Origin of the sequence: Burkholderia sp. 567 (genome assembly GCF_040545115.1) — a bacterium.
GTDB lineage: Bacteria > Pseudomonadota > Gammaproteobacteria > Burkholderiales > Burkholderiaceae > Burkholderia > Burkholderia ambifaria.
Genome location: NZ_JBEPLG010000004.1, coordinates 178462 through 193626, shown reverse-complemented (window position 1 = coordinate 193626; position 15165 = coordinate 178462). Strand labels below are relative to the sequence as shown.

At 68.8% G+C, this 15165-nt stretch carries 17 protein-coding genes; 11 read left to right on the top strand and 6 right to left on the bottom strand.

The features are described 5' to 3' along the window. Positions 1–176 precede the first annotated feature (176 nt). The 7 genes from ABIC50_RS14300 to ABIC50_RS14270 all read left to right on the top strand — a co-directional run bounded on the left by ABIC50_RS14300 (position 177) and on the right by ABIC50_RS14270 (position 4928). Positions 177–581: a BON domain-containing protein gene (locus tag ABIC50_RS14300; RefSeq protein WP_011660541.1), complete on the top strand. Its 405-nt coding sequence runs from the start codon at positions 177–179 to the stop codon at positions 579–581. Positions 582–608: 27 nt separating this feature from the next. Further along, positions 609–1637, top strand: coding sequence for an SDR family oxidoreductase (locus ABIC50_RS14295; RefSeq protein WP_011660540.1), 1029 nt, complete (start codon positions 609–611; stop codon positions 1635–1637). Between the two features lie 37 nt (positions 1638–1674). Further along, positions 1675–1974, top strand: coding sequence for a DUF2795 domain-containing protein (locus ABIC50_RS14290; RefSeq protein WP_012372690.1), 300 nt, complete (start codon positions 1675–1677; stop codon positions 1972–1974). Between the two features lie 88 nt (positions 1975–2062). Beyond that, positions 2063–2629, top strand: a complete 567-nt coding sequence (locus tag ABIC50_RS14285; RefSeq protein WP_012372689.1) for a hypothetical protein — start codon at positions 2063–2065, stop codon at positions 2627–2629. A 130-nt stretch (positions 2630–2759) separates the two neighbouring features. Beyond that, positions 2760–3617: an SDR family oxidoreductase gene (locus tag ABIC50_RS14280; RefSeq protein WP_354164783.1), complete on the top strand. Its 858-nt coding sequence runs from the start codon at positions 2760–2762 to the stop codon at positions 3615–3617. A gap of 28 nt (positions 3618–3645) precedes the next feature. Then, on the top strand, positions 3646–4257 hold the full coding sequence (locus tag ABIC50_RS14275; RefSeq protein ID WP_175736796.1) for a DUF4142 domain-containing protein: 612 nt from the start codon (positions 3646–3648) through the stop codon (positions 4255–4257). Between the two features lie 59 nt (positions 4258–4316). After that, positions 4317–4928, top strand: a complete 612-nt coding sequence (locus ABIC50_RS14270) for a DUF892 family protein (RefSeq protein ID WP_011660535.1) — start codon at positions 4317–4319, stop codon at positions 4926–4928. A 135-nt stretch (positions 4929–5063) separates the two neighbouring features. On the opposite strand, the gene ABIC50_RS14265 is transcribed toward ABIC50_RS14270, so the two are convergent. Both ABIC50_RS14265 and ABIC50_RS14260 read right to left on the bottom strand, forming a co-directional pair. Continuing rightward, positions 5064–6500: an NRAMP family divalent metal transporter gene (locus ABIC50_RS14265; protein ID WP_354164781.1), complete on the bottom strand. Its 1437-nt coding sequence runs from the start codon at positions 6498–6500 to the stop codon at positions 5064–5066. Further along, the gene (locus tag ABIC50_RS14260; RefSeq protein ID WP_354164778.1) at positions 6497–7150 is read right to left on the bottom strand and encodes a UdgX family uracil-DNA binding protein; all 654 of its coding nucleotides are present in this window, start codon (positions 7148–7150) and stop codon (positions 6497–6499) included. The genes ABIC50_RS14265 and ABIC50_RS14260 overlap by 4 nt, the downstream gene beginning before the upstream one ends. Positions 7151–7382: 232 nt before the next feature. Between ABIC50_RS14260 and ABIC50_RS14255 the strand changes: the two genes are divergently transcribed. Further along, positions 7383–7859 (top strand): response regulator, encoded by a 477-nt coding sequence (locus ABIC50_RS14255; RefSeq protein ID WP_212073917.1) that lies wholly within the window; start codon positions 7383–7385, stop codon positions 7857–7859. 27 nt (positions 7860–7886) lie between these two features. On the opposite strand, the gene ABIC50_RS14250 is transcribed toward ABIC50_RS14255, so the two are convergent. Together ABIC50_RS14250 and ABIC50_RS14245 are read right to left on the bottom strand one after the other, a co-directional pair. Beyond that, positions 7887–9101 carry an MFS transporter gene (locus ABIC50_RS14250; RefSeq protein WP_354164775.1) on the bottom strand — a complete coding sequence of 405 codons (1215 nt, stop codon included), beginning with the start codon at positions 9099–9101 and terminating at the stop codon, positions 7887–7889. A 47-nt stretch (positions 9102–9148) separates the two neighbouring features. Beyond that, on the bottom strand, positions 9149–9412 hold the full coding sequence (locus ABIC50_RS14245) for a DUF4148 domain-containing protein (RefSeq protein WP_175679557.1): 264 nt from the start codon (positions 9410–9412) through the stop codon (positions 9149–9151). A gap of 220 nt (positions 9413–9632) precedes the next feature. On the opposite strand from ABIC50_RS14245, the gene ABIC50_RS14240 reads away from it, so the two are divergent. From ABIC50_RS14240 to dctA, 3 genes are all read left to right on the top strand, one after another. After that, positions 9633–10526, top strand: a complete 894-nt coding sequence (locus ABIC50_RS14240) for a LysR family transcriptional regulator (protein WP_354164772.1) — start codon at positions 9633–9635, stop codon at positions 10524–10526. 69 nt (positions 10527–10595) lie between these two features. Continuing rightward, positions 10596–11531, top strand: coding sequence for a LysR family transcriptional regulator (locus ABIC50_RS14235; protein WP_175664696.1), 936 nt, complete (start codon positions 10596–10598; stop codon positions 11529–11531). A gap of 52 nt (positions 11532–11583) precedes the next feature. Beyond that, a complete protein-coding gene (dctA, locus tag ABIC50_RS14230) occupies positions 11584–12906 on the top strand; it encodes a C4-dicarboxylate transporter DctA (RefSeq protein WP_354164769.1) in 1323 nt (440 codons plus the stop codon). 25 nt (positions 12907–12931) lie between these two features. On the opposite strand, the gene ABIC50_RS14225 is transcribed toward dctA, so the two are convergent. Then, positions 12932–13714: a substrate-binding domain-containing protein gene (locus ABIC50_RS14225; protein WP_354164766.1), complete on the bottom strand. Its 783-nt coding sequence runs from the start codon at positions 13712–13714 to the stop codon at positions 12932–12934. 63 nt (positions 13715–13777) lie between these two features. Next, on the bottom strand, positions 13778–15073 hold the full coding sequence (locus ABIC50_RS14220; protein ID WP_105832390.1) for an MFS transporter: 1296 nt from the start codon (positions 15071–15073) through the stop codon (positions 13778–13780). Positions 15074–15165: the final 92 nt, after the last annotated feature.

The window sequence follows — 15165 nt, the reverse complement described above, 5'->3', positions numbered from 1 at the left end:
TGCCCGGGGTTTTGCGGGCGAAACCCCCCATCGATGCGCCGAAAAAATTACAACGCGTTGGATGAAAGGGCGTCTGATCGGCGTGTCGCACGCCCATCCGGCGGGCAGCGCGCGGCACGCGATTTGCGCCGTGTCGATACCCGCCGGCCATGCCGGCCCCACGAAAGGAGGTCACGATGAAGGTATTCCCGCTGCAAGCCCGCGCACCGCGCTTTCGCCGTCGTCCGGCGACGCGCCTCGGCATGGCGGTCGCGATCGCCGCGGCCGTCGCGTGCACGGCCGTCGCGCCGAACGTGTTCGCCGCCGGCGACGACGGCGCATCGTCATCCATGTCGTCGTCGACGCATACGAGCACCGGCGCGAAGATCCGCGACGCGACCATCACGACCAAGGCCAAGGCCGAACTGGTCGGCACGAGCGGCCTGTCGGCCGGCGACATTCACGTGAAGACGCGTCACGGCATCGTGATGCTCACCGGCAGCGTGCCGGACGAACAGCAGCGCACGCAGGCGGTGAGTGTCGTCAAGCAGATCGAGGGCGTGCAGGACGTGCGCGACCAGTTGACCATCCGCCCGAAATAACCGCGGCCCCGTGAAAGGAGTCCACTGATGAAGTGCATGCTCAAACCGGTCGGCGAGCAGACGATCGTGATCACGGGCGCCACGAGCGGCATCGGCCTCGTCACCGCGCGCAAGGCGGCACGGCGCGGGGCGAAGCTGGTGCTGTTCGCGCGCAACGAGGACGCGCTGAACACGCTGTGCGAGGAAATTCGCCAGCATGGCGGCCTCGCGGTGCCGGTCGCCGGCGACGTCGGCAATGTCGAGGATCTGCAGCGCGCGGCCGCGAAGGCGGCCGATACCTATGGCGGTTTCGACACGTGGGTCAACAACGCAGGCGTGTCGATCTTCGGTACGGCGGCCGCGGTGCCGCTCGAGGATCAGCGCCGGCTGTTCGACACCAACTACTGGGGCGTCGTGCATGGCTCGCTCGTCGCATCGGACCATTTCCGCCGCAAGAACGATTTCCATGGCGGCGCGATCATCAACATGGGCAGCGAGGCGTCCGACGCGCCGCTGCCGCTGCAAAGCGCGTACACCGCATCGAAGCACGCGGTGAAGGGCTTCACCGATTCGCTGCGGCTCGAGCTGGAGTCGGATCACCTGCCGGTATCCGTCACGCTGATCAAGCCGGCCGCGATCGACACGATGTTCGTGATGCACGCGAAGAACTACATGAACGTCGAGGCGAAGCTGCCGCCGCCGATCTACGACCCGGAGCTCGTCGCCGACGCGATCCTGTACGCGGCCGCGCATCCGCGCCGCACGCTGTTCGTCGGCGGCGCCGCGAAGTTTACGTCGGCCAGTGCGTACCACGCGCCGCGGCTGTTCGATCGCGTCGCGGCCACGCTGTTCTCGCGCGGCCAGCGCACGGTGCGCCCGGCACGCCCGCGCGACGACAACGCGCTGTACGAGTCACGCCACGTATTGCACGAGCGCGAAGGGATGGAGGGCCACGTGCTGCGCGGCTGCGCGTACAACGCGGTGGTGCAGCGGCCGAAGGTGGCCGGCGCGATCGCGCTGGGCGCGGCGGCGCTGGCGGTTGCCGCATTGGCGCGCGCGCGCCGCGCGCCGACCTGATCGCGCCTTTCCGTTATTTCATCTGAAGGAGGTTTTCATGTCATCCCGACAACATACGGGCCACGAGTACAGCCACTCGCGCGCGCACGAAGGCGAGCGGGTGCAGCAGGACCACGACAAGGGCGGCCATCAGACCGGGCACGGCAAGGCGCCCAGCCCCGTCGACGTGCAGAAGGCGCTGAAGGGGATGGACTATCCGGCCAGCAAGTCGGACATCGTCGAGTGCGCGGAACGCTCGAATGCGGATCCGGGCGTGCTCGACATGCTGCGGCAGATTCCCGATCGCGAATACGGCACGCCCGCGTCGGTCTCGAAGGAACTCGGGCGGCTGATGTGAGCGCTGCCGGGTCACGCCGTGCGCGCCGTCGCGTGCACGGCGCGTCACCATCACCATTACCGTCACCGTCACGAGGAGGAGCATGAGCATGGCGATGATCGTCGCAGGCCGCTTCACGACGTTCGATGAAGCGGAAGGTGGGGCGCGCCACCTGTACGAGCGCGCGTTCGGCCCGGACGACGTGTCGATCTTCTTCCTGAACCCGGGCGGCCAGCACGCGCGCTTTCCGATCGGCGGCGACGTGTATGCCGATACGGCCGCGAAGCCGGGCGGGCGCGGCGCGATGGTCGGCGCGCTGCGCGGGCTGGCGATCGGCGCGGTCGTCGGGATGATCGTCTATGCGATCGGCGTGCACTACTGGTTCGTGCCGGCCGCGGGCGCACTCGCCGGCGCGTATCTCGGCGCCTTCGGCGGCGCGCTCGGCCGGATGCGCGGCCAGCAGGCCGAAGGCAAGGGCACGCTCGCGCACACCGAAACCGGCGTGATCCTGGCCGCGCGCGTGACGGCGACGACCGCCGCCGCCGCGGAAGACGTGCTGCGCGCGACCGGCGCGCAATCGATCGAGCGCGTCGAAGGCGACTGGCAGGACGGCCAGTGGCGCGACTTCGATCCGGTGCGCCGGCCGGACGGCACCACGCAGGGCGCGCCGCATTGAGCAGGTCGTTTCTGCACGTGCTTGCAATGCGGTGTGGCGCTCGGGCCCTGTCACCTTGCCCGGGCCGGCGTGCCGGACGTGGCACGCCGATTGCGACACGTGTCGCCGACACCCGTTCAAGGAGGAACCCATGACCACGGCAAAGACCCCGCCGCCCCAGAAGCAGACGCAGCAGCCGGGCAGCGAGCGGGACATGCATCCGAAGCCGCGCGACGAAGCGGCCGATTACGTCGGCAGCGGGAAGCTCGCCGGCAAGGTCGCGCTCGTGACCGGCGGCGACAGCGGCATCGGCCGCGCGGTGGCGATCGGTTTCGCGAAGGAGGGCGCGGACGTCGCGATCGTCTACCTGAACGAATCGGACGATGCCGCGCATACGAAGCACCTGATCGAGCAGGCGGGCCGGCGCTGCGAGGCGATCGCGTGCGACATCGGCGAGCGCCGCCAGGCGCGTGACGCCGTGGCGCGCACCGTCGAAAAGTTCGGCCGGCTCGACGTGCTCGTGAACAACGCGGGCGAACAGCATCCGCAACCCGGCATCGAGGACGTGACGGAGGAACAGCTCGAGCGCACGTTCCGCACCAACGTGTACGGGATGGTCTTCTGCACGCAGGCGGCGCTTCAGCACATGAAGCCCGGTGGACGCATCGTCAACACCGCGTCGGTCACCGCGTATCACGGCAGCCCGAAGCTGCTCGACTACTCGGCGACCAAGGGCGCGATCGTCGCGTTCACGCGTTCGCTGTCGATCGAGCTGGCCGAGCGCGACATTCGCGTGAACGCCGTCGCGCCGGGGCCGATCTGGACGCCGCTGATCCCGTCGACCTTCAGCGCCGACGAAGTCGCGAAGTTCGGCTCGAACGTGCCGCTGAAGCGGCCGGGGCAGCCCGACGAGCTGATCGGCTGCTACGTGCTGCTCGCATCGGAAGGCGCGAGCTACATGACGGGACAGACATTGCATCCGAACGGCGGCTCGATCGTCGGCGGCTGACGGCTCCCCCCACACAAGGAGAAAGCGCATGAAGCAACCCAACTGGACGATCGCGGCGCTCGCCGCGGGCGTGCTCGCCGTGTCGGGACTCGCGCACGCACAGATGCCGAGCGAGCCGCCCGCATCGAATTCGCATGTGCCGGGCGGCGTGATCAACCCGTCGTCGGGCGCCGCCATGGGCGACACGGGCATGGCGAAGGCGCCGCAGGGCGGCGACGCGGAATTCATCGACAAGGCCGCGATGGCCGGCAAGGCCGAGGTGCAGGCGAGCCAGCTCGCGTTGAAGCAGGCGCAGTCGGCGGACGTGCGCGCATTCGCGAAACGCATGGTGGCCGATCACGGCAAGGCGAACGCGAAGCTCACCCAGATCGCCGCGCGCAAGGGCATGAAGCCGCAGGTCGAGCAGATCTCGGATCCGGACGTCGAGGCGCTGCGCGGCAAGAGCGGCCACGACTTCGACACCGCGTATGTCGCGGCGGCCGGCCCCGACGCGCACCGCAAGGCGGTCGCGCTGTTCGAAGGCGAGGCGCGCGACGGCAAGGATCCGCAGCTGCGCGCATTCGCGAAAGCCACGCTGCCGACGCTCAAGCATCACCTGAGCATGGCGGAGGCGCTCCAACGCAAGGTGGGCGCGCAGTAACGCGCGCCCGGTTCAACCCCAGGGCCGCGTGGGCGGCCCGCATTTTCGGAGAAGCAGTCATGGCCCAACGGCAATCGAAGCACGAAGGCATCCTCGAACTGCTCTGTCAGGCGTACGAGACCGAGCTTGGCGGGGCGAAGATCTACGAGGCCGCGATCAAGTGCGCGACCGACGCGGACCTGCACAAGGAATGGGAGAAGTACCACCGCGAGACGATGCATCACCAGGAGGTGCTGCGCAAGCTGTTCGAAACGCTCGGTCTCGATCCGGACACGCAGTCGCCGGGGCGTGCCGCGGTGGCGGCGACCGGCAAGTCGCTGGTCCAGGTGATCGAGCAGGCGAAGAAGCAGGCCGATCCGGCGGTCGCGCAGGTCGTCGCGGCCGAATGCGTGGTGCTCGCCGAAACCAAGGATCACCTGAACTGGGAGCTGATCGGCTATGCGGCTGACCAACTGCGCGACAGCGACGCGGCGAAGGCGCTGAAGGCCGCGCACGACGAGGTCGAGGCCGACGAGGACCATCACCTGTATCACACCCGCGGCTGGGCGCGCGAGATGTGGATCGAGTCGATGGGCTTCAAGGCCGTGCTGCCGCCGCCAGAGGAAGTGAAGAAGGTGGAATCGGCGGCCGATGCGGCGCGTGCCGAACGTTCGCGCGGCAAGATGATGTAACCGCGCCGGACCGGCAACCGGGCTGTGTCGCACACGCGGCCGCTCGGTTGGCCGGCTTTTTTCCTCTGTGCTCTTCCTTTCCCGTTTTCGCTTCAATGGTTGCGCACGCAACCGCCTTCAATCGCATCGTCACGCTCAGCTCAGCATGTCCACAGTCATCAGGACCACCGACGCCGCCATCAGCGCGACCGCGAGCCATCCGAACAGTTTCGACACGATCCCGCTGCCCGGCTGACCGGCCGCGTCGCGCCGCTGCGACAGCAGCATCACCAGCACGAGCATCGGCACCGCCGCGATGCCATTGAGCACCGCGCTCCAGTACAGCGCCTTGATCGGATTGACCGGACTGAAACAGATCGCGATGCCGACGAGCACGCAGGCCGCCAGCACCGCATAGAACGCGGGCGCGCGCCGCACCGGCTCGTTCAGGCCTTCGCGGAACCGCCAGGCCTCCGCGCAGCCATAGGCGGCGCTGCCTGCGAATGCGGGGATCGCGAGCAGCCCGCAGCCGACGATGCCGAACGCGAACACCAGGAACGCCGCTTCGCCGGCGATCGGGCGCAGCGCCTCGGCGGCCTGCGCGGTGGAGCCGATGTCGTGCTTGCCGTGCGTGAAGAACACCGCCGCGCCGATCACCATGATGCAGAACGACACCGCGTTGGTCACGATCATCCCAGTCCACGTATCGAACGTGATGCGTCGTTCGGCCTCGCGGCGCGCGCCGGGCGCGCACGCGGTGTCGCCGTTGCGGCGCTCGGCCTGGGTTTCCTCCACTTCGAGCGCGGCCTGCCACACGAACAGGTACGGGCTCAGCGTCGTGCCGAGCACCGCGACCGCGGTCGTCGCGTATTCGTGCGTGAACGCGACATGCGGCAGCACGAGCGCGTGCAGCAGGTTGCGCCAGTCGATGTGCACGAAGCCGAGTTCGAGCACGTACGCGAGCAGGCCGAGCGTCATCCATTTCAGCCAGCGCGCGTAGCGCTCGTAGGACAGCAGCACCTGCAGCGCGAGCGACCCGAGGCCGTAGACGGGCGCATACCAGTAGCTGCGCCCGCCGGCGACGAGCGCGGTCGCGTCGCCCATCGCGGCGAGATCGGCGCCGACATTGATCACGTTGACGATCACGATCATCACGATCAGCCCTTTGGCGAGCCGGTCGGAGAACTGCTTGCGGATGCCCGCGACGAGGCCTTCGCGATTGGTGCGTCCGATGAACGCCGACGCGAGCTGCACGGCCACCATCATCGGCAGCGCGACGATGGTCATCCACAGCATGTGGAAGCCGAACTGGCTGCCGGCCTGCGCATAGACCGCGATGTTGCTCGGGTCGGCGTCCGACGCGCCCGCGAGCAGGCCGGGGCCGAGCCGGCGGTACCAGGGCTTCGCGGCGGGGGCGGCGGTGGCAGCGGCGGCGGTACCGGCAGCGGCACCAGCATCGGCACCGGCGCCAGCATCGGCACCAGCACCGGCACCGGCACCGGCACCGGCACCGGCACCAGCACCAGCACCAGCACCAGCACCAGCACCAGCGCCGGCCTCGCGCGACGCGTCGTCGCCGCGCAGATCGTTCATTCGGCGTCTCCCCGAGCGCCGTGCGTGCCGCCGCTGCCGCGCGCGAGGCGCGACGCGGTGCGCAGCGCGTCGACGAGCGTCCGGTAAGCCTGCTCGCGCGAATCGGCGCCGCGCGTGCGCAGCACGTAGGACGGGTGATAGGTCGCGACGACGAGACAGCCGTCGGGCGAGCGCACGGGCTGGCGCGTGCGCTCCAGCGTCGCGTCGTTGTCCTGCAGCACGGCCCGCAGCGCCGTCGCGCCGAGCGCGACGATCACGCGCGGGCCCAGCGCGGCGAGCTCGCGCTCGAGCCAGTAATGGCACGCGGCAACCTCGCGCTGCGCGGGCGTCTTGTGCATCCGCCGCTTGCCGCGCGGCTCCCATTTGAAGTGCTTCACCGCGTTGGTCACGTACACGCTCGCGCGCTCGATGCCGGCTTCGTCGAGCGCGCGGTCGAGCATGCGGCCAGCCGCGCCGACGAACGGGATGCCCGTGCGGTCTTCCTGATCGCCCGGCTGCTCGCCGACCAGCATGATGCGCGCGTTCGTGGGCCCCGCGCCGGGCACCGGCTGCGTCGCGTGTTCCCACAGTCCGCAGCGGCGGCACGCGTCGAGCGTGGCCGGCGCTTGGTCGTCGGGCGAGGCCGGCTTTGCGGGCGCGTGGCGCGTCATGCATGGCCTCCCGCGCGGGTAGTTGCCGCCCCTGTGTCACGGGGCGTTCGCCGGCGGGCTGCAGGCGGATTGAAGTCCCTACCGGGTCGGAACAGCGGCGGTGCGCGCATCGACGGCTCCCATATCGACGATTTCGACCATTTGCAGCAACCGGCATGCCGCGTGCAGGCGGTTGCGCCAATATGGGCGCGCAGTTTGCGCCGGGGCCGTGTCCGATCACAGGAGAAACGCGATGCAAATCCTCTCCGGCGACGATCCGGCCGCCGACGACGTGCTGCTGTGGCGCCCACCCGATAGCGTGCCGCGCCGGCTGCGCCGCGTGCTGGTCGTCGACGACTATCGCGACGCGGCCGATGCGCTGCGATTGCTGCTCCAGGCGCGCGGCTTCGAATGCCGCGTCGCGGACGATCCGTTCGCCGTCTGCGATCTCGCGCGCGACTGGCAGCCGTTCGCGATCGTGCTGGACATCGCGATGCCGGGCCTCGACGGCCTGCAACTCGCGACGCGGCTGCGCGGCGACCCGCACACCGCCGACATGCTGCTTATCGCGTGCACCGCATTCGCGTCGCAGAGCGATCGCGAGCGTGCGCGCGAAGCCGGCTTCGACGCGCATTGTGCGAAGCCGCTGACGCCGCACCGGCTGCTGCGTTATCTGGACGCCGCCTACGGCGGCGCGCGGCAGGACGCGGGCGTTACACGGGGTGTGTAAAAAAACCGCGACGGCCGGCTGCGGTCGTCACGCGCGGCCGGCGGCCTCGGCGCGCAACGCGGCCCGCGCCGCCAGCGCGGCGAACACGCCGGCGACGACGAGCAGGCCCGCGCTCAGCCCGAACGTCGCGCGATAGCCGTGCAGGTCGAACAGCACGCCGCCGGCCGTCGCGCCGAGCGCGATCGCGAGCTGCACGACCGCCACCATCAGGCCGCCGCCGGCTTCCGCGTCGCGCGGCAGCGCACGGGCGAGCCACGTCCACCAGCCGACGGGCGCCGCGGTGCCGAGCAGCCCCCAGACGGCCAGCAGCGCGGCGGTCGCGCCGATCGAATGGCCGAACGCGATCAGCGCGACGGCGACCGCCGCCATCAGGCCGGGGATGACGATCAACGTCCGGTACAGCCCGCGTTGCAGGAACGTGCCGATCAGGATCGTCCCCGCGAACCCGGCGACGCCGATCACGAGCAGCAGCACCGACAACCCGGTGGCGCCCGCATGCGTCACGGCTTCGAGGAACGGCCGCAAGTACGTGAACAGCGTGACCTGCCCCATGAAAAAGACGCTGACCGCCGCCATGCCGAGCGCGCCGGGCGCGCTCGCCAGCAGCGCGAACGCGCGCCCGGGCGAGGCGCTGCCGTGCGCGGCGTGCATCCGCGGCAGGCTCGCGAGCTTCCAGCCGAACGCGATCGCGGCGACCGGCACGACGCAGAAGAACGCCCATCGCCAGCCGACGATGCCGCCGAGGAAGCTGCCGAGCGGCGCGGCGACGACGGTGGCCAGCGCGTTGCCGCCGTTGACGATCGCCAGCGCGCGCGGCACCTGCCGGTCCGGCACGAGGCGCATCGCGGTGGCCGCCGACATCGACCAGAACCCGCCGATGGCGACGCCGATCAGCGCGCGCCCGGCGATGAACGCCAGATAGTTCGGCGCGAATGCGACGACCGTGCCGGACACGATCATCAGCACCGTCAGCGACAGCAGCACCCGCTTGCGGTCGCGCCGCCCGGCCAGCGACGAGATGAACAGGCTCGTGAGCAGCGCGAACGCGCCCGACACGGAGATCGCCTGGCCCGCTTGCCCTTCGCTGATCCGCAGGTCGTGCGCGATCGGCGTCAGCAGGCTGACCGGCATGAATTCGGATGCGACGAGCGCGAACGCGCCGAGCGCCATCGCGAGGACGGCGCCCCACGCGGCGGCGCGAACGGGCGCGGGCCCGCGATCGGAAGAGGAAACGGCTTGCATCGTGGAATCGGGAAGAGTGCGGATCGGTGGCGTCGGCGATGGGCGCGTCAGTCGCAATGCGCGACGACCGCCGTGCCGCGATCGGCCAACGACGTGCGGCCGTCGGCATCGCGCGCCGCCATTACGTGCGTGGATGCAGCCCGCGCATCGTCGACCCACGTGCGCGGATTGGCGCGCGCCGGATTGAAGCCGGCGGCTTCGTAGCGAATCATGTCCTCGCGCACCTGCTCGCGCGTCAGGCCCTGCGCATGGGCGAGCAACGGAGCGGAAACGGCAAGCGCGGCGACGAAGAGACGAAGAAGGGATTTCATGGGATGGACTCCGGGGAGAATACGTGGAAGGTTCCCGAGGCTGGGAAGGCGCACGGCAGCCTGAACGCTTCGCAGTCTATCGGCCCGCGATCGATCGATTAAGTAGCGCGGCGCGCTTGGACTTATAAGCTGCGCCGATGAATCGACCGAGGCCGCGGCGGGCGGCGCGGGGAGGTGTCGGTGCTACGATGGGCGTCCGTTTCGACAGGAGCCGCCCGACATGCCGCGCGAAAACCTCAACGATCTGCTCGTGTTTCTGGCGGTGGCGCGCGACCGGAGCTTCACGCGCGCGGCGGCGCGGCTCGGCGTGTCGCAATCGGCGCTGAGCCAGACGGTCCGCGATCTCGAGACGCGCCTCGGCGTGCGGCTGCTGACGCGCACGACGCGCAGCGTGTCGACGACCGAAGCCGGCGAGGAACTGTTTCAGGCCGTCGCGCCGCGCATCGACGAGATCGAGATGAAGCTCGCCGCGGTGGCCGATTTCCGCGACAAGCCGGCCGGCGTCGTGCGGATCACGGCCACCGAGCATCCGATCGACACGATCATCTGGCCGAAGCTCAGGCGCGTGCTGCCCGATTACCCGGACATCCGCGTCGAGCTGTCGGTCGACTACGGGCTGGCGAACGTCGTCGAGGAGCGCTACGACATCGGCGTGCGCTACGGCGACCAGGTCGCGAAGGACATGATCGCGGTGCGCATCAGCCCGGACATCCGGATGACGATGGTCGCGTCGCCGGCCTATCTCGACGGCCGCAAGCCGCCGAAAACGCCGCAGGACCTGCTCGATCACGACTGCGTGACGCTGCGGCTCGCGACCGCGAAGGGCATCTATGCGTGGGAATTGAAGAAGGGCAGGAACGAGATCCAGGCGCGCGTGAGCGGCCGCATCACCTGCAATACGCAACCGCATATGGTGCAGGCGGCGCTCGACGGCTTCGGCATTGCGTTCGTCACCGAGGACATCGTGCTCGACCACGTGCGCAGCGGGCAACTGCGGATCGTGATGCCGGACTGGTGCCCGGTGTTTCCCGGCTATCACGCGTACTATCCGAGCCGCCGCCAGGCATCGCGCGCGTTCTCGATCGTGATCGATGCGTTGCGGCATCGCGCATAGCGGGATGGTGTGGGTCGGCTTTGCCCGGATCATGCACAATACGCGGCAACTGAGATGGGGAGACGGCCCGTGGGAATCAACTTCGATCTGACCGACTTGCAGGCGTTTCGCGCGGTGGTGGAGCTGGGCAGCTTCCGGAAGGCCGCCGACGCGATCAGCATTTCGCAACCCGCGTTGAGTCGGCGGATCGACAAACTCGAGGAAGCGCTCGGCGTGCGCCTGTTCGAGCGCACCACGCGCAGCGTCACGCTGACCACCGTCGGGCGCGTGTTCGCGCCGAGCGCCGAGCAACTGCTGGACGATCTCGACGTCGCGCTGCTCGGCATCCGCGACGTGTCAACGAGCCGCCTCGGTCATGTGACGATCGCGTGCGTGCCGTCGGTGGCGTACTACTTCTTGCCGAACGTGATCGCGAGCTATCATCGCCGCTTTCCGCGCATCCGCGTCAAGCTGCTGGATGCCGGCGCGAACGAGGTGCTGAGCGCCGTGATCAGCGGCGAGGCCGATTTCGGCGTGAGCTTCATGGGCAGCCAGGAGCCCGAGATCGACTTCAAGCTGCTGCTGCAGGAGCGCTTCGTCGCCGCATGCCGGCGCGACCATCCGCTCGCGCGCAAGAAGCGCGTGACCTGGAACGAGCTTTACGAGTACGAGTATGTGTCGGTGGACAAGACGTCCGGCAACCGCCTGCTGCTCGACCAGGCGCTGACGACCGTCGCGCCGCGTGCGCCGAGCGTATGCGAAACGCGCCACGTGACGACGCTGCTCGGCTTGATCGAAGCCGGGCTCGGCGTGGCCGCGGTGCCGTCGATGGCGATGCCCGGACACGACCATCCGCTGCTCACGAGCGTGCCGCTCGTCGAACCGGTGGTCAAGCGCCGGGTCGGTATCGTGAAACGGCGCGGGCGCCCGCTGACGCCGGCCGCGGAAGAGTTTCACCGCGCCATCGTCGACGCCAAACGTGCGGGCGCCGGCACCGGCGCCGCACGCAGCGACGGATCGACGTGACGAATACAAAATATCCGATGAATACAACAGGAACATCGAGGAAGACAGCATCGTGAGGTGGGCAAGACCGCTTCGTTCGCTCTACGTGCAGGTTCTGCTCGCGATGGTGCTCGGCGTGAGCGTCGGGCACTTCTGGCCGTCGGTGGGCGCGATGCTCAAGCCGCTCAGCGATGCATTCGTCGGTCTCGTGCGGATGATGATCGCGCCGATCGTGTTCTGCACGATCGTCTCCGGCATCACGTCGCTCGCGAACGGCAAGGCCATCGGGCGCACGATCGTCCGCGCGCTGGTGCTGTTCTATCTGCTGACCGCCATCGCGCTCGCGTTCGGGCTCGTCACCGCGTTCGTGCTGCGGCCCGGCGCCGGCATGCACGTCGACGTCCACCATCTCGACGCGAGCATCCTCGCGCAATATGCACCGCACGCGCAACCGCACGGGCTCGTCGAGTTCGCGTTGAGCGTGATCCCCGACACGATGCTCGGCGCGTTCCAGAAGGGCGAGGTGTTGCCCGTGCTGCTGCTGTCGCTGCTGTTCGGTTTTTCGCTGAATGCGTATCCGCAGGCCGGTCGGCCCGTGCTGGCGCTGATCGACGGCGTCGCGCAGATCGTGTTTCGCGTGCTTGCGATGGTCATGCGGCTCGCGCCGCTCGGCGCATTCGGCGCGATGGCGTTCACGGTGGGACGCTTCGGCATCGGCTCGGTCGGCTCGCTCGCGCGGCTGATGGTGGCGTTCTACGTGGCTTGCGTGCTGTTCGTCGCGCTGGTGCTCGCGCCGCTCGCGCGGCTGCACGGCTTCGCGTTGTGGCGGTTGTTGCGCTATCTGCGCGAGGAGCTGCTGATCGTGCTCGCGACGTCGTCCACGGAGCCGGTGCTGCCGCGGCTGATCGTCAAGCTGGAGTCGCTCGGTTGCGACAAGGGTGTGGTCGGCCTCGTGCTGCCGGCCGGCTACTCGTTCAACCTGGACGGCACCGCGATCTACCTGACGCTCGCGGCATTGTTCATCGCGCAGGCGTGCGACGTGCCGCTGTCCGCGCCGCAAATCGCGGCGATGCTGGCGGTGATGCTGTTGACGTCGAAGGGCGCGGCAGGCGTGTCCGGCAGCGGACTCGTCGCGCTCGTCGCGACGCTCGCCGTGATGCCCGATCTGCCGGTGGCCGGCGTCGCGCTGCTGGTCGGGATCGATCGCTTCATGTCGGAGGCGCGTGCGCTGACGAGCGTGGTCAGCAACGCGTGTGCGGTGATCTTCGTGTCGACGTGGGAAGGGGCGTGCGATCGCGCGCGTCTTGCGCGGATGCTGAACGCGGCAGGGCCCGCGGGCCCGAACGGCGCTGGTGATGCCGAGGCCGATACCGCGCGTGACGGGAAGGCGGTCTGACGCACGCCTTCCCTTTGGTGCGTGCTCAGTGTGCGGAGACGGAATCCAGTCCGGTCGATTTCACTTCCGACTGCACGTCGGGCGACGCGAGATAGTCGAGCAGCGCCTTCGCTTCCTTCGGATGTTGCGCGCCGACGGGGATGCCGGCGGCAAAACGCGTGACCGACTGCAGCGATTCGGGAATCTTGCCGACGAAGGTCGCGCCTTTAACCGGCAGCAGTTCGCTGACCTGCTGGAAGCCGATTTCGTAGTCGCCGTTCGTGACCACGGACGCGACCGGAATCCGCGGGACCATCTTCGCCTTCGCTTTCACCTGATCCTCGATGCCGAGCTTCCTGAACAGTTCCCGCTCGATGTACACGCCGCTCGCGCTGTCCGAATAGGCGATCGACTTCGCGTGCAGCAGCACCTGCTTCAGCGCGTCGGGCGAGCTGATGTCGGGTTTAGCCGCGCCGTCGCGCACGACCATACCGATGCGCGAATCGGCCAGCTCGACGCGCGATCCGGCGATCACCTTGCCTTGCTTGATCAGATCGTCGAGCGCATAGCCGACCATGATCACCGCGTCGGCCGGCTCGCCGCGCGCGAGCCGGTTCGGAATCGCTTCGGGCGACTTGCCCATCGACGGGCCGAGCGCGGTGGCAAGCGTGTTGCCCGTGCTCGACGCGAACTGCGGGCCGAGCAGCTTGTACGCGGCGGTGAAGCCGCCCGAGCTCATCACGTGCAGGTCGGCGGCCTGCACGTTCGCGCTGACCGCGCTGGTGGCGACGAGCGCGGTCGCGCACAGTTTCAGAAGCAGGTTTTTCATCGTCATGGTCGTTGTCTTGGTCCGGGTCTTACGAAGTCGGGGCAGGTCGTTCGGCATCACGCGTCAGTGCGCGGGCGTGAGCGTCGCCGGGTGCCGGCGATAGAGCGCGAACGTCGCAAGCAGCGCGCACGCCGCGGCAAGGCTCATCCAGTAGCCCGGCGCGGCCTTGTCGCCGGTCATGTGGATGAGCGCGGTCGAGATGGCGGGCGTGAAGCCGCCGAACACGGCCGTCGCGAGGCTGTACGCGAGCGAGAAGCCGGCAACGCGCACTTCCACCGGCATCACTTCCGTGAGCGCGACGACCATCGCGCCGTTGTAGATCCCGTACATGAACGACAGCCACAGCAGCACGAGCAGCATGTTGACGAACGACGGCGCATGAGCGAGCAGCGACAGCGCGGGATAGGCGGTCGCGATCGCGAGCACCGTCATGCCGACGAGCAGCGGCCGGCGGCCGATGCGATCGGACAGCGCGCCGCCGATCGGCAGCCAGACGAAGTTCGACAGGCCCACGCACAGCGTGACGAGCAGGCTGTCTGCGGTGCTCAGGTGCAGGACGGTCTTGCCGAAGGTCGGTGCATAGACCGTGATCAGATAGAAGCTGGTCGTGGTCATCGCGACCAGCATCATGCCGGCGACCACGACGCGCCAGTTATGCATCAGCGTGGTGAAGACTTCCTTCATGGTCGGACGATGCCGGCGTGCCTTGAACTCCTGCGTTTCCTCCAGTTTGCGGCGCAGCATGAAGATGAACGGCACGATCATGCAGCCGACGAAGAACGGCACGCGCCAGCCCCACGCGGCGATCGCCGACGCGCTGAGCCAGTGATTGAGCGCGAAGCCGAGGGCCGCCGCGACGACGATCGCGACCTGCTGGCTGGCCGACTGCCAGCTCGTGAAGAAGCCCTTGCGGCCGGGCGTGGCCATTTCGGCCAGATAGACCGACACGCCACCCAGCTCGGCACCCGCCGAAAAGCCTTGCAGCAGGCGCCCGAGCAGCACGAGCGCCGGCGCGAGCAGGCCGATCGTCGCGTAGCCCGGCACGAACGCGATCAGGATGGTGCCGCTCGCCATGATCGCGAGCGTGACGATGAGGCCCTTGCGGCGGCCGACGTCGTCGATGTATGCGCCCAGCACGATCGCACCCAGCGGCCGCATCAGGAAGCCGGCGCCGAACACGGCGAACGTCATCATCAGGGACGCGAACTCGCTCGCGGCGGGAAAGAATACGGCCGCGATCTGGGTGGCGTAGAAGCCGAACAGGAAGAAGTCGAACTGCTCGAGGAAGTTGCCGGCCGTTACGCGGAATACCGCGGCGGCCTTCGAACGTCCGGTCGGAAGGCTGGGCGAGGGGTGCATCTGGGTGTCTCCAGTGAATCGGGAAAATGCGCGGGGAGCGGTTGATTGTCGTTTTCGGCATGTTCGCCCGGAGACGGGGAAACGATAAGTGC

Coding starts and splice junctions, on each gene's coding strand:
- ABIC50_RS14300 (WP_011660541.1), top strand. CDS start 177: ATGAAGGTATTCCCGCTGCAAGCCCGCGCACCGCGCTTTCGCCGTCGT.
- ABIC50_RS14295 (WP_011660540.1), top strand. CDS start 609: ATGAAGTGCATGCTCAAACCGGTCGGCGAGCAGACGATCGTGATCACG.
- ABIC50_RS14290 (WP_012372690.1), top strand. CDS start 1,675: ATGTCATCCCGACAACATACGGGCCACGAGTACAGCCACTCGCGCGCG.
- ABIC50_RS14285 (WP_012372689.1), top strand. CDS start 2,063: ATGGCGATGATCGTCGCAGGCCGCTTCACGACGTTCGATGAAGCGGAA.
- ABIC50_RS14280 (WP_354164783.1), top strand. CDS start 2,760: ATGACCACGGCAAAGACCCCGCCGCCCCAGAAGCAGACGCAGCAGCCG.
- ABIC50_RS14275 (WP_175736796.1), top strand. CDS start 3,646: ATGAAGCAACCCAACTGGACGATCGCGGCGCTCGCCGCGGGCGTGCTC.
- ABIC50_RS14270 (WP_011660535.1), top strand. CDS start 4,317: ATGGCCCAACGGCAATCGAAGCACGAAGGCATCCTCGAACTGCTCTGT.
- ABIC50_RS14265 (WP_354164781.1), bottom strand. CDS start 6,500: ATGAACGATCTGCGCGGCGACGACGCGTCGCGCGAGGCCGGCGCTGGT.
- ABIC50_RS14260 (WP_354164778.1), bottom strand. CDS start 7,150: ATGACGCGCCACGCGCCCGCAAAGCCGGCCTCGCCCGACGACCAAGCG.
- ABIC50_RS14255 (WP_212073917.1), top strand. CDS start 7,383: ATGCAAATCCTCTCCGGCGACGATCCGGCCGCCGACGACGTGCTGCTG.
- ABIC50_RS14250 (WP_354164775.1), bottom strand. CDS start 9,101: ATGCAAGCCGTTTCCTCTTCCGATCGCGGGCCCGCGCCCGTTCGCGCC.
- ABIC50_RS14245 (WP_175679557.1), bottom strand. CDS start 9,412: ATGAAATCCCTTCTTCGTCTCTTCGTCGCCGCGCTTGCCGTTTCCGCT.
- ABIC50_RS14240 (WP_354164772.1), top strand. CDS start 9,633: ATGCCGCGCGAAAACCTCAACGATCTGCTCGTGTTTCTGGCGGTGGCG.
- ABIC50_RS14225 (WP_354164766.1), bottom strand. CDS start 13,714: ATGAAAAACCTGCTTCTGAAACTGTGCGCGACCGCGCTCGTCGCCACC.
- ABIC50_RS14220 (WP_105832390.1), bottom strand. CDS start 15,073: ATGCACCCCTCGCCCAGCCTTCCGACCGGACGTTCGAAGGCCGCCGCG.